Source organism: Streptomyces sp. NPDC090108 (genome assembly GCF_044747185.1).
In the GTDB taxonomy this organism is placed as follows: domain Bacteria; phylum Actinomycetota; class Actinomycetes; order Streptomycetales; family Streptomycetaceae; genus Streptomyces.
Genome location: NZ_JBIVDQ010000001.1, coordinates 174,751 through 187,447 on the forward strand (window position 1 = coordinate 174,751; position 12,697 = coordinate 187,447).

8 protein-coding genes are annotated in these 12,697 nt (G+C 74.8%); 3 read left to right on the top strand and 5 right to left on the bottom strand.

Translation table 11 applies throughout. The features are described from left to right. Window positions 1–14: 14 nt before the first annotated feature. Window positions 15–602 (bottom strand): 16S rRNA (guanine(966)-N(2))-methyltransferase RsmD, encoded by a 588-nt coding sequence (gene rsmD / locus ACIPRD_RS00740; RefSeq protein ID WP_356404150.1) that lies wholly within the window; start codon window positions 600–602, stop codon window positions 15–17. Between the two features lie 171 nt (window positions 603–773). Next, window positions 774–3,020: an ATP-dependent DNA helicase RecG gene (gene recG, locus ACIPRD_RS00745; RefSeq protein ID WP_356404148.1), complete on the bottom strand. Its 2,247-nt coding sequence runs from the start codon at window positions 3,018–3,020 to the stop codon at window positions 774–776. 364 nt (window positions 3,021–3,384) lie between these two features. On the opposite strand from recG, the gene ACIPRD_RS00750 reads away from it, so the two are divergent. Both ACIPRD_RS00750 and ACIPRD_RS00755 read left to right on the top strand, forming a co-directional pair. Then, window positions 3,385–5,232 carry an HSP90 family protein gene (locus tag ACIPRD_RS00750; RefSeq protein WP_401558816.1) on the top strand — a complete coding sequence of 616 codons (1,848 nt, stop codon included), beginning with the start codon at window positions 3,385–3,387 and terminating at the stop codon, window positions 5,230–5,232. Continuing rightward, a complete protein-coding gene (locus ACIPRD_RS00755; RefSeq protein WP_401558819.1) occupies window positions 5,229–8,387 on the top strand; it encodes a tetratricopeptide repeat protein in 3,159 nt (1,052 codons plus the stop codon). The genes ACIPRD_RS00750 and ACIPRD_RS00755 overlap by 4 nt, the downstream gene beginning before the upstream one ends. Before the next feature lie 64 nt (window positions 8,388–8,451). Here the strand turns inward: ACIPRD_RS00755 and ACIPRD_RS00760 are convergent, their stop codons facing one another. After that, complete coding sequence (locus tag ACIPRD_RS00760; protein ID WP_401558821.1) at window positions 8,452–10,275, bottom strand: DAK2 domain-containing protein; 1,824 nt, start codon at window positions 10,273–10,275, stop codon at window positions 8,452–8,454. A 258-nt stretch (window positions 10,276–10,533) separates the two neighbouring features. Here ACIPRD_RS00760 and rpmB point away from each other — a divergent pair, with 258 nt between their 5' ends. Beyond that, window positions 10,534–10,719, top strand: a complete 186-nt coding sequence (gene rpmB, locus ACIPRD_RS00765) for a 50S ribosomal protein L28 (protein WP_356404139.1) — start codon at window positions 10,534–10,536, stop codon at window positions 10,717–10,719. Window positions 10,720–10,877: 158 nt separating this feature from the next. Here rpmB and thiD read toward each other — a convergent pair whose 3' ends face one another. Together thiD and ACIPRD_RS00775 are read right to left on the bottom strand one after the other, a co-directional pair. After that, window positions 10,878–11,669 carry a bifunctional hydroxymethylpyrimidine kinase/phosphomethylpyrimidine kinase gene (gene thiD / locus ACIPRD_RS00770; RefSeq protein WP_356404137.1) on the bottom strand — a complete coding sequence of 264 codons (792 nt, stop codon included), beginning with the start codon at window positions 11,667–11,669 and terminating at the stop codon, window positions 10,878–10,880. After that, on the bottom strand, window positions 11,666–12,631 hold the full coding sequence (locus ACIPRD_RS00775; RefSeq protein WP_356404135.1) for a thiamine-phosphate kinase: 966 nt from the start codon (window positions 12,629–12,631) through the stop codon (window positions 11,666–11,668). The genes thiD and ACIPRD_RS00775 overlap by 4 nt, the downstream gene beginning before the upstream one ends. Between the last annotated feature and the right edge of the window lie 66 nt (window positions 12,632–12,697).

Consider the following 12,697-nt stretch of genomic DNA (forward strand, 5'->3'; position numbering starts at 1 on the left):
GCTCTCCGGTCCGGTCATCGTGCGTCTTCGCACGTAGAGGCGGCGCGACCGTACCAAAACGTTCCCTCGCCGTAGCGACGGGACCTCAGTGCCTCGAAGCCGTCCGGCCAGCGGAATTCGCCGCCTCTGGTGCTGCGCTCCACGGTGACGAGGGCTTCGGCGGCGAGCCAGCCCTCCGAGCGGAGTGTGAGCAGAATCTCCCGAAGATCGTCGTCTGTGACCGCATATGGGGGGTCCAGGAAGACCAGGTCGTACGGCTCGGCGGGCGGCGCGGTCCTGACGACCTGTTCCGCTTTGCCCGCTCTCACCTCGGCGCCCGGAAGGCCCAGGTTCCGCACGTTCTCGCGGACGGTCCGCGCCGCTCGGGCGTCCGCCTCGACGAGCAGGGTGTGGCCCGCGCCCCGGGACAGCGCCTCCAGGCCCACGGCTCCGGAGCCGGCGTAGAGATCGAGGACGCGTTCACCGTCCAGGGGGCCGCCGAGGAGGGACTGCCAGGTGGAGAAGAGGCCCTCGCGTGCGCGGTCGGAGGTCGGCCGGGTGCCGGTCCCTGGCGGAACGGCCAGGCGGCGTCCACCGGCTGCGCCGGCGATCACGCGGGTCATTTCGGGGTCCTTCTTCGATAGGCGGCGTTATGGGGCCAGTCTGGCAGCCCGGGGAAGGGGGTGCTTGATCGCCGTGGGGGTACGGGCGGCCGGTGGCCGGGGGTGTACCGGCTCGGTGACCGGCCGGCACGCTCCCCGGTCCCGTCCGCGGCCCGCCCGGGGAGACGCCCCCTAGCCCTTCTCCAGGTACTGCTCGCGCTCCTCGTCCAGGAGGGCGTCCAGGGCCGTGCGCAGGCCCGGGAGCCCGGCCAGGTCGGGGTCGGCCGCGACGACCGCCGTGGCCTCCTCCCTCGCCTCCGCGATGATCTCCTCGTCCTCGATGACCTCCAGGACCCGCAGGCTGGTGCGGGCGCCGGACTGGGCCTGGCCGAGGACGTCGCCCTCCCGGCGCTGTTCGAGGTCGATGCGGGAGAGCTCGAAGCCGTCGAGCGTGGAGGCGACGGCGTTCAGCCGCTGGCGGGCCGGGCTGGCCTCGGGCATCTCGGAGACGAGGAGGCAGAGGCCGGGCGCCGAACCGCGGCCCACGCGGCCGCGCAGCTGGTGGAGCTGGGAGACACCGAAGCGGTCGGCGTCCATGATCACCATGGCGGTGGCGTTGGGGACGTTGACGCCGACCTCGATGACCGTGGTGGCGACCAGGACGTCCGTCTCGCCGGCCGCGAAGCGGCGCATGACGGCGTCCTTGTCGTCGGGGTGCATGCGGCCGTGCAGCACTTCGACCCTGAGTCCCTGGAGGGGACCCTGCGCCAGGTGGCCGGCGACGTCGAGGACGGCGAGCGGCGGGCGCTTCTCCGCCTCGTCCTCGGGGGACTTCTTCCCCTTCCTGGTCTCGGCCGCCTCCTCGTCGTCGCCGATGCGGGGGCAGACGACGTAGGCCTGGTGCCCGTTCTCCACCTCCTCGCGGACCCGCTCCCAGGCGCGGGCCAGGAAGTGGGGTTTGTCGGCGGCGGGCACCACGTGCGTGGCGATCGGGGAGCGGCCGGCCGGGAGCTGGTCGAGGACCGAGGTCTCCAGATCGCCGAAGACGGTCATCGCGACCGTGCGCGGGATGGGGGTGGCGGTCATGACGAGCAGGTGCGGGGGCTGCTTCCCCTTGCCGCGCAGGGCGTCGCGCTGTTCGACGCCGAAGCGGTGCTGTTCGTCGACGACGACCAGGCCGAGGTCGTGGAACTGGACCTTGCCCTCGATCAGGGCGTGGGTGCCGATGACGACGCCGGCCTCGCCGGTGACGATGTCCAGCAGGGCCTGGCGGCGGGCGGCGGCGCCCATGGAGCCGGTGAGCAGCACGACCTTGGTGGCGTGCTCGGAGCCGCCGAGCATGCCGCCCTCGGCGAGCTCGCCCATCATCTCGGTGATCGAGCGGTGGTGCTGCTGGGCGAGCACCTCGGTGGGCGCGAGCATCGCGGCCTGACCGCCCGCGTCGACGGTGGCGAGCATGGCGCGCAGGGCCACCATGGTCTTGCCCGAGCCCACCTCTCCCTGGAGCAGGCGGTGCATCGGGTGTTCGGTGGCGAGGTCGTCGAAGATCTCCTTGGAGACCTTCTGCTGGCCCTCGGTCAGGGTGAAGGGCAGGCGGTCGTCGAAGGCGGTGAGCAGGCCGTCCGGCTTGGGGCGGCGGGCGACGGCAGGGAGCTGGGAGTCGGCGTGCCGGCGGCGGGCCAGGGCGACCTGGAGGACGAAGGCCTCGTCCCACTTCAGGCGGGCGCGGGCGTCGGCGATGTCGGCCTTGCTGTGCGGGCGGTGGATCTTGAGCAGGGCCTCGGGGAGGGTGACCAGGCCCCGGCCCTCGCGCAGGGCGGGCGGCAGCGGGTCGAGCGCCTCCACGGCGCTGGGCAGGACCGTCTGGACGGCCTTGCCGATCTTCCAGGACTCCAGCTTGGCGGTGGCGGGGTAGATCGGGATGAGGCCGCCGGCCCAGTTCTCGACGGTCTCGGCGGTCCCGGCCGCGTCCTCGTCGTCCCCCGCACCCTTGCCCAGCAGCTCGTAGGCGGGATGGTTGAGCTGGAGACGGCGGTTGAAGACGGAGACCTTGCCGGAGAACATCGCGCGGGTGCCCGGCAGCAGCTCCTTGTGCGGCTTGTGCACACCGCTGCCGAAGAAGACCAGCTGGAGGCGGCCGTGGCCGTCCGTGATGGTGACTTCCAGACGCTGGCCCTTGCCGCGTGGGGCCTTGGCCGAGGCGAAGCTGTGCAGCCGGGCGTCGGCGACCTGGGCGACCACCGTGACGTGTTCGTCCATGGGGAGGTCGGCGAGGTGGGTGAGCTGGCCCCGCTCCTCGTATCTGCGCGGGTAGTGGTGCAGGAGGTCGCCGACGGTGTCCAGGCCGAGGTGCTCGGCCATCACCTTCGCGGTGGCGGGGCCGAGCACTGACTTCAGCGGCTGTTTCAGGGTTTCTCGCAGTGCGGACACGGGATCCATTGCACACCACGGCACCGACAATGGCGTACACGCTCCCCGCGCACCGGCCCTTTCGTGCCGCGCGGGTGTCGCCGTCCCCTCTGTGCACCGCCTCCACTGTCTCCTCTGTGCACCATCTCCTCTGTGCACCGTCTCCTCTGTGCACCGGCCCCCGTCTCCCCCGCGCACCGGGCCCCGGCCCTCGTCCCGGACGTACGCGGGCCGGGGCCCGGTGCGGCGAGAGTGTGCGCATGGCGTCGCAGAGCAGGCGGGAGTTCGACGACAGGGCCTAGGATGGCGCGCTCCGGCCATCCCGCGGTCACCGCCCCACCCGGACCGCCCGACCCCGCGCCGCACTCTGCTTCCCCCCACCGGCGCTGCGACGATGGACTCCCAGACCCCACAGTCATCCCCGGCTTCCCCGGGACCCCAGACACCTCATACGTTCCAGGTCGACCTGCGTGGTCTGGTGGACCTGCTCTCCCATCACCTCTACTCCAGCCCCAAGGTCTATCTGCGCGAGCTGCTGCAGAACGCCGTGGACGCCGTCACCGCCCGGCGGGCCCTGGACCCCTCGGCCCCGGCGCGGGTGCGGCTGTACACGGCGTCCGACGGGGGCGCCGCGCTGCGGGTGGAGGACAGCGGCGTCGGACTCACCGAGTCGGACGTGCACAGCCTGCTGGCGACCATCGGCCGCAGCTCCAAGCGCGCGGACGGGCTCCAGGAGGCGCGCTCGGAGTTCCTCGGGCAGTTCGGCATCGGGCTGCTGGCCTGCTTCGTGGTCGCCGAGCGCATCCGGGTGGTCAGCCGCAGCGCCCGCGAGCCCGGGGCACCGCCGGTGGAGTGGACGGCGGCCGACGACGGCTCGTACACCGTCCGCACGCTCCCGGACTCGGCCCGCACCGAGCCGGGCACCACCGTGCACCTGGTGGCGCGGGCGGGTGCGGCCGAGTGGCTGGCGCCCGGGCGGGTGCGTGCCCTGGCGCGGGACTTCGGCTCGCTGCTGCCCTGCGACGTCCGGGTGGACGGCGAGGCGGTCACGGAGCTCCCGGCGCCCTGGGACCGCCCGTACCCCTCTCCCGCCGCGCGCCGGGTGGCGCTGGCCGCGCACTGTCACGATCTCTTCGGTTTCACCCCGCTGGACTCGATCGGCCTGGACGTGCCGCCGGCCGGGGTCCGGGGTGTGGCGTACGTGCTGCCGTCGGCGGTCGGTCCGGCGCAGCGGGCCTCGCACCGGGTGCATCTGAAGGGCATGCTGCTGACCGAGCGGGCCGAACAGCTGCTGCCCGACTGGGCGTTCTTCGTGCGCTGTGTGCTGGACACCGACAGCCTGCGGCCCACTGCCTCGCGCGAGTCGCTGTACGAGGACGAGACGCTCGCCGTCGTGCGTGAGGCGCTCGGCGAGCGGATCAGGTCCTGGCTGACGGGGCTCGCGACGGGCGATCCGGAGCGGCTGTCGGCGTTCCTCGCGGTGCACCACCTGGGCGTGAAGTCGCTGGCCCGGCACGACCGGGACATGCTGCGCACGATGCTGCCCTGGCTGCCGTTCGAGACGACCGACGGGCAGCTGTCGCTGGAGGAGTTCGCGCGGCGGCACCCGGTGGTGCACTTCACGCGGACGGTCGAGGAGTACCGGCAGGTCGCGCCGATCGCCGCCGCGCAGGGCGTCGGGGTGGTCAACGGCGGTTACACGTACGACAGCGAGCTGGTCGAGGCGCTGCCGTCGGTGCGGCCGGGGACGGTGGTCGCCGAGCTGGACGCGGACACCGTGACCGCCCACCTGGACGCCGTCGACCCGGCCGAGGAACTGGCGCTGTCCGGTTTCCTGGCCGCCGCCCGGGCGAGGCTGGACCCGCTGGGCTGCGACGTGGTGCTGCGCGCGTTCCATCCGCTGTCGGTGCCCGCGCTGCACCTGGACGACCGCGGCGCGCGGCACGAGCAGGCGCGGGCGGAGGCGGAGGAGCGGGCCGACGACCTGTGGGCGGGCATCCTGGGCTCGCTGCGCGGCAGCGCCCCGCGTGCGCGTCTGGTGCTCAACCACCTCAACCCGCTGATCCGCAGGATCAGTTCGCTCAGGGATCCCGAACTGGTCGGCACCGCCGCCGAGTCGCTGTACGGGCAGGCGCTGCTGATGGCGCAGCGTCCGCTGCGGCCGGCCGACTCGGCGCTGCTGAACCGGGCGTTCATCGGCCTGCTGGAGTGGGCCACACACGGGGAGGACGGTCGCCGATGACCGGGATCACGGACTTCGACGCGCTGCGCCGGGCCATGGCGGAGAACTCCGAGCGCCCCGAGGGGCCGGCCCGCAACGCGCGCGCGGAGGAGCTGCTGGCCGCGGCGGAGGGGCTGGGCATCCCGCTCGCCGTGATCGAGGTGCTCGGGCATCAGCTGAAGGTCTACAACTACAGCTCCGAGAAGGACCGCATGTTCGTGCCGTTCGCGCGGCTGCTGCGGATGTGGGACGAGCGGCCCGGGGACTTCGACGCGTACGAGGCGCACTCGCTGCACTGGGTCTTCAAGTGGGTGTCGGCGGGCATGCTGGACCAGCCGCACATCCCGCTCGCCTCCGCCGAGAAGTGGCTCGCCGAGATGGCGCACCGCTACCGGCTCGCGGGCCACTCCGAACGGGCCGTGCGCAGCGCCGAGTTCAGTGTGGCCCAGCACATCGGTGACCGCGCGCGGGCGCGGCGGGCGTACGCCGCGTGGCTGGCGGCGGACCGGGACGAGATGGCCGACTGCCCCGCCTGTGAACTGCACGGGCAGGGTGTGTGGCAGGCCGAACTGGGCCGGGACGCCGAGGCGCTGGAGCTGTGGCGGCCGGTGCTGGAGGGCGAGTACAGCTGCGCGCACGAGCCGCACACGGTCCTGGCGTCCTCGCTGGTGCCGCTGCTGCGCCTGGGCCGCGTGGACGAGGCGCGGGCCCATCATCTGCGCGGGTTCCGGCTGGTGCGGCCCATGGAGAGCATGCGGGGCGCCTTCGCGGACCATGTGGAGTTCTGCGCGCTGACCGGCAACGAGGCGCGCGGTCTGGAGCTGCTCGCCGAACGGCCCGCGTACTTCACGGACGACGGGCAGCCGCGCAGCCGGATGGACTTCCTGGCCGCGGTGACCCTGCTCATGGACCGCCTGACCGCGCTCGGCCTGGGCGGACAGCGGGTGCCGGGGCCCGCGGGACGGACCTGGACCGCGGCGGAACTCGCGGCCCACGCGCGTGCGGGGACCCTGGAGCTGGCCGGCCGGTTCGACGCCCGCAACGGCACCCCGGCCGTCGGTGACGCCGTCCGCGCGCGGCTGGCCCGGCGGCCGCTGGTGGACCGGCTGCCGCTGGGTGTGCGGACGGTACGGCCGGCGGTGTCTCCGGTGAACCCGCCCGTGCCGGTGGCGGAGGCCGCGGCGGCCGAGCCGGGTCCCGCCGGTCTGCCCGCGCTGGTCGCGGAGGCCCGCCGTCTCTCGGAGACGCTGCGCCCGCACGCGCTGGAGGCCTGGGCGGCGGTCGGCCGGGCCGCCGGGGACACCGAGGACACCGAGGACACCGGGGACACCGGGCTGGACCCGTGGGACCGCGGGGCGGTCGCCGATCACGAGGCGATGTCGCTCGGCCCCGGGGGCATACCCCTGTTCGACCGGGCGGCCGCGCTGTACGCGGAGGCGGGCGACCCCGGTGAGGCGCTGGCGGCCCGCGCGCGCGGGGCGTACATGCGGGCCCTGGCCGGCGACGTGGACACCGCTCTGACGGCCGTCGACGCCCTGCGTGACGAGGCGCTCGCGCTGTACGCGGCGGAGGCCACGGGGGTACGGCAGACGGCATCGGTGCTGATGAGCCACGCGCGCGTGCTGATGCGGCGCGTCGACGAAAAGGCGGCCGGGGCGGCCGGAGCGGACGGGACCGGCGGGGCGGACGGGGCGCCGGAGCGGACGGGGGCCGCCGACAGCGGCCCGGGGACCGGCCCGGACGGTGAGGGCTCGGGGACGGCCCCCGGCGCGGAGCCCTCACGGCACGCGCCGGGCGCGGAGGGCGGTGGCGCGTCCGCCGGGGCCGAGCCCGCGTCCGCCGCGGCCGCGTCCGTCACGTCCGCCGGGGCCGCGGCCGAGCGGGCCGTGCGCGAGGTGCTGGCGCTCGTGGACGGGCGGGCCGGGGACGACGTGCGGCTGGCGGCGCGGGGCGCGGAGGCGCGGGCGATGCTGGGCGAGCTGGCGGAGCGGTCCGGGGACGTACGGCGGGCGGTGGGCCTGTTCGGGGAGGCCGCCGCCGCGTACGTGGACGCCGGGCTGCCGTGGTGCGCGGTGGAGTACGAGGTGCGGGTCGCCGCGCTGTCCCACCTCACCGATCCGGCCGAGGCCGAGCGGGCGCTGCGGGCCGCGCTGGAGCACGGCGGACCGTACGTGGAGGCGGCCGGGCGGGCTCAGCTGCATCTCCAGCTCGCCGAGGTGACGGGCGCCCGGGGCGCGGCCGGGGAAGCGGCGGAGCACGCGCTCCAGGCCGCGCACTGGGCCGACGAGGCGGACGAGAGCGTCACGCTGGGCGCCTGGGCGCGGCATCAGCTGGGCGGGTTCCTGCTGCGCCAGGGGCGGTGCGCGGAGGCGGCGGAGGTGCTGGAGTCGGTGCTGCCCGACCTGACGGCCGAGACGCACGGCGAGGGGGCGGTCGTCCAGGCGTGGTGGTGGCTCGGGGACTGCCTGAGCGAGCTGGGCGAGCACCGGGACGCCGCGGAGCGGCGGCTGCGGGCCGCCGACATCGCCCGGCACTGGCCCGAGCAGCAGGACCACGCCACGCTGGCCCACCTCGCCGCGGAGTCCCTGAGCGACGCGGGTCTGGTGGCGGAGGCGGAGCGGGCGTATCTGCGGGCGGGCGAGCTGTGGCGGGAGCTGGGCAACCCGCTCTTCCTCGTCCGCTCGGTGCGGGCCCGCGGGTGGCTGGCGCTGCGCGGGGGCTCCGGGGCCGACGGCGCGCGGGAGCTGATGGCGGAGGCGGTGAGCACCTGCGAGCGCGCGCTCCAGGACGCCGCCGACCCGGTGGCCCGGGAGCAGCTCGCCGCCGAACTGGGCGGTACGCACCGCCAGTTCGGTGAGCTGCTGGCCCGTTCGGTCGCCGGGGAGACCGAGGAGGGGGTGATCCGGGCGGCGCTCGGGGAGGCGCTGGTCCGGATGGACCGCGCGGCGGAGGTGTTCGGTTCGCTGGGCGCGGAGGGACTGCACAGCCGTACCGGGGCGGAACTCGCCGCGGCCCGGCTGGCCGCCGCCCTGGACCGGCCCGCCGAGGCCGCGTCCCGCGCGCGTGCGGTGCTCGCGGCCTACGAGGACACCGTTCCCGGCGACGAAACCACGCGCGCCCGTCGCGCCGAGGCCGCCGACATCCTCGGCCCGCCCGAGGCCACCCCGGAACGTTGAGGGGTGGCCGGCCCTGCCACCCGGCCTCCTGGCCATCGGGGCGGCAGGGCCCGCCGGGGTGGGGTCATTCCACGCCGATGAGGAGGAGGGCGCCCTGGTGGCCGCCCCGGTAGACGACGGTGTCCACGGCGAGGTAGGTCTCGCGGACCCTGGTCTCGAGATGGGTGGCGACGGTCTCGGGGGTGTCGTCGCCGGTGACGAGGGTGACCAGTTCGCCGCCCGCCCGGAGCATGCGGTCCAGGACGGTCTCGGCGGTGGCGGTGACGTCCGGGCCGATCACCGCCACGTCGCCGTCGATGAGACCGAGGACGTCGCCCGCCTGGCAGATCCCGGCCGACGTCCAGGCCTGGCGCTCGGCGACGACGACCTCGGCGTAGCGGGTGGCGCCGGCCGCCGAGGTCATCTGGACGACGTCCTCGTCGAAGCGCCGGTCCGGCTCGTGCACGGCGAGTGCCGCGATGCCCTGGACGGCCGAGCGGGTCGGGATCAGGGCGACCCGGATGCCCTCGGCGCGGGCCTGCTCGGCGGCCGCGGCGGCCGTGTGGCGCAGCTCGGCGTCGTTGGGCAGCAGGACCACCTCGCGCGCGTGGGCCCGGCGCAGAGCCCGCAGCAGCTCACCGCCGGCGGGCGGCTCCCCGGGGCGGGCCAGGATCGTGGTGGCGCCGGCCTCGGCGTACAGCCCGGCCAGCCCCTCGCCGGGCACGACGGCGACGACGGCCCGCTGGACGCGCTCGCGCGGCGGCCCCTCGCCGCCGGTGTGCACGTCGTCGAGCCCGAAGTGCGTGATCCGGATCCGGTACGGCCGGCCCGCCTCGACCCCCGCCTCCACGGCGGCACCGGCGTCGTCGACGTGCACGTGGACGTTCCAGAGCCCGTCGCCGCCGACGACGACGAGGGAGTCCCCGAGGTCGTCGAGCCGCGCCCGCAGCCGCGCCACGGCCTCGTCCCCCGCCTCCAGGAGGTAGATCACCTCGAAGGCGGGGCCGCCCGCCCCGGAACCCTCGGCGCAGGAATCGGCGGGTCCGGGGACATCCTCCCCGCGCGTGCGGGCGGCGGGGACGGTGGCGCCGGAGGGCTCCTCCGCCCGCGCGACCGCCTCAACGGGCGCCTCCGCCTCAACGGGCGCCTCCGCCTCACCGGGCGCCTCCCCCGTGACCGCCTCCACCAGTGCCCCCAGCACCGCCACGAGCCCGCGTCCGCCCGCGTCCACCACTCCGGCCCGCCGGAGCGCCGGCAGCTGGCCCGGGGTCGCCGCCAGGGCGGTCCGCGCGCCCTCGTAGGCGGCCCTCGCGACCGACCCGCAGTCGCCCCCGGCCCGCTCGGCGGCGTCCGCCGCGGCGGAGGCGACCGTCAGGACGGTGCCCTCGACCGGGTGGGCCACGGCCTCGCGGGCGGAGTCTGCGGCGCACCGCAGGGCCAGGCCGAGCCCCTTGCCGTCGGCGTGAGACAGGTCACCGCCGCCGCACGGGCGTCCGGCGCCGGCGGTGCTCTGGGCGGCCGTGCCGTTCGCGGCGTCCGCGGCGCCGGAGCGGCCCTGTGCCGTCGCGCCCTCCGCGGCCAGCACCTGTGCCATGCCCCGCAGGATCTGCGCCAGGATCGTCCCGGAGTTGCCCCGGGCCCCGATGAGCGCCCCGTGGGCCATCGCGCGCACGGCGTCCGCGAGCGGGGGCGGCTCGGCGCCCGTGCCCTGCCCGGCGAACAGCGCCTCCACGGCGTCCGCCGCCGACTCCAGGGTCAGACAGAGATTGGTCCCGGTGTCCCCGTCGGCGACGGGATAGACGTTGATCGCGTCGATCTCCTCGCGCGCCCGCGCCAGCGCCCCGAGTGCCAGACCGCACCAGGCGCGCACCGCGAGAGCATCGAGGAATGTCTGCGGCACCTGCGCCACCTGCGCCTCCCTGAGTGGCTGGACGTGGACGCAGCGTAGACCGAGCGGAGGTGCCCTCCGGAAGAGGGCCGGGAACGGAAGCCCGATCAGCCATGGTAGTTTCGTTGTACGGAAGCAGCCGTTGTATGCTGCTCCGGTTGCCCGATCCCGGTCGGGCCATTCCCCCTGGCAACGCCACTAGAGATCATAGATCTTCGGATCTTGATCCCGGCATGCCGGGATCAACCGTAAGTGCATCTGAAGTCTTTGGAGTGACCCGTGGCTGCCAACTGCGACGTCTGCGGCAAGGGGCCGGGCTTCGGCAACAACATCTCGCACTCGCACCGCCGTACGCCCCGTCGCTGGAACCCGAACATCCAGCGCGTGCGTACCGTGGTCGGCGGGACGCCGAAGCGCGTGAACGCCTGCACCTCGTGCATCAAGGCCGGCAAGGTCGCGCGCTGACGTACAGCGCGGCCACTGCTGGTTCGCCGCACTGAGCCGGTCCACCTCACGGTGGGCCGGCTTTTTGCTGTGCCCGGCCGGGCCGTCCGCCGTACCTCACACGTCACAGGGGCCGTCGTCCGGCGGGTGGATCCCCCGCCGGGCGACGGCCCCCGCCGTCAGCCTCGTGTCCTGAACCGCCAGCCGTGGTCCACCGGCCCGATCCCCGCTCCCAGCGGGAACCCGGCGGCGATCGCCCCGGTGACGTACTCCTTGGCCTCGCCGACCGCCTCCGGCACGGAACGGCCCTTGGCCAGGCCCGAGGCGATGGCCGAGGCGAGGGTGCAGCCCGTGCCGTGGGTGTGCCGGTTGTCGTGCCGGGGCGCCCGCAGCCAGTGCTCCTCGGAGCCGTCCGTGAGCAGGTCCACGGCCTCGCCGGACAGATGACCGCCTTTGATCAGCACCCAGCGCGGCCCGTACGCCAGCACGGCCTCGGCGGCCCGCGGCAGATCGCCCTCCGATTCGACCAGGACCCCTGTGAGCTGGGCCACTTCGTCCAGGTTCGGAGTCGCCACGGTCGCCGCCGGGAGCAGCCTGGTGCGGACCGAGTCCAGCGCCGAGGCGGCGAGCAGCGGGTCGCCGTGCTTGGAGACGCCCACCGGGTCCACCACGGCCGGCACGTCCGTGCCGGAGATCAACTCGGCGACCGCCTCGACCAGTTCCGCCGAGGCGAGCATGCCGGTCTTCACGGCCTGGACACCGATGTCGTCCACGACGCTGCGGTACTGCGCCCGCACCGCCTCCACGGGCAGTTCCCAGGCGCCCTGCACACCCACGGAGTTCTGCGCGGTCACGGCGGTGATCACGCTCATCCCGTGCACACCGAGCGCGAGCATCGTCTTCAGGTCGGCCTGGATGCCGGCGCCTCCGCCGGAGTCCGAGCCGGCCACGGTCAGTACACGGGGTATCACGACTCTATGTCTCCGAAGTGGTCCCAGCCGCCCTTGCTGGTCCAGGGGGCGCCGTCGACGGTCACCTGGGGAAGCGCCGAGGGGTTGAGCACCTCGCCGATCACCTTCCAGCGGGCGGGGAGTTTGGTGTCCGGCGGGAAGGTGGCCACGATCGCGTGGTCCTCTCCCCCGGTCAGCACCCACTGCATCGGGTCGACCCCCACGGCCTGACCGATGTCGTTCATCTGCGTGGGGATGTCGATCGCGCCGGAGCGGATGTCGATACGCACCTTGCTGGACTCGGCGATGTGCCCGAGGTCGGCGATGAGTCCGTCGCTCACGTCGCACATCGCGGTCGCGCCGAGCCCGGCGGCCGCGGGACCCGCGTGGTACGGCGGCTCGGGACGCCGGTGGGCCTCGACGAAGGCGCGCGGCGAGCGGAAGCCGCGGGAGAGCACCGCGTAGCCGGCCGCGGACCAGCCCAGCCAGCCGGTGACGGCGACGAGGTCGCCGGGCTGGGCGCCGGCCCGGGTCACCGGCTCCTGGCCGCGCAGATCGCCGAGCGCGGTGATCGACACCATGATCTGGTCGCCGCGCACGACGTCGCCGCCGACCACGCAGGCGCCCGCGACCTGGCACTCGTCGCGCAGGCCGTCCATCAGTTCGGTGGGCCAGGTGACCGGCAGTTCGGCCGGTACGACCAGGCCGAGCAGCAGCGCGGTCGGCACCGCGCCCATGGCGGCGATGTCCGCGAGATTCTGTGCCGCCGCCTTGCGTCCGACGTCGTACGCCGTGGACCAGTCGCGGCGGAAGTGCCGTCCCTCCAGCAGGATGTCCGTGCTGGCCACCACCCGGCGGTCCGGGGCGGCGACCACCGCGGCGTCGTCACCCGGGCCGACCCGGACCGCCGGGGTGCTGGTGAGACGTGAGGTCAGCTCCCTGATGAGCCCGAACTCACCCAGCTCGCCCACTGTGCCCTTCATGGCCTCAAGCCCCTTCTGTGCCGGTGCGTGCCGGCCGTCTCTGTGCCGGTCCGTGCCCGGTCGCGC

Coding starts and splice junctions, on each gene's coding strand:
- rsmD (WP_356404150.1), bottom strand. CDS start 602: ATGACCCGCGTGATCGCCGGCGCAGCCGGTGGACGCCGCCTGGCCGTT.
- recG (WP_356404148.1), bottom strand. CDS start 3,020: ATGGATCCCGTGTCCGCACTGCGAGAAACCCTGAAACAGCCGCTGAAG.
- ACIPRD_RS00750 (WP_401558816.1), top strand. CDS start 3,385: ATGGACTCCCAGACCCCACAGTCATCCCCGGCTTCCCCGGGACCCCAG.
- ACIPRD_RS00755 (WP_401558819.1), top strand. CDS start 5,229: ATGACCGGGATCACGGACTTCGACGCGCTGCGCCGGGCCATGGCGGAG.
- ACIPRD_RS00775 (WP_356404135.1), bottom strand. CDS start 12,631: ATGAAGGGCACAGTGGGCGAGCTGGGTGAGTTCGGGCTCATCAGGGAG.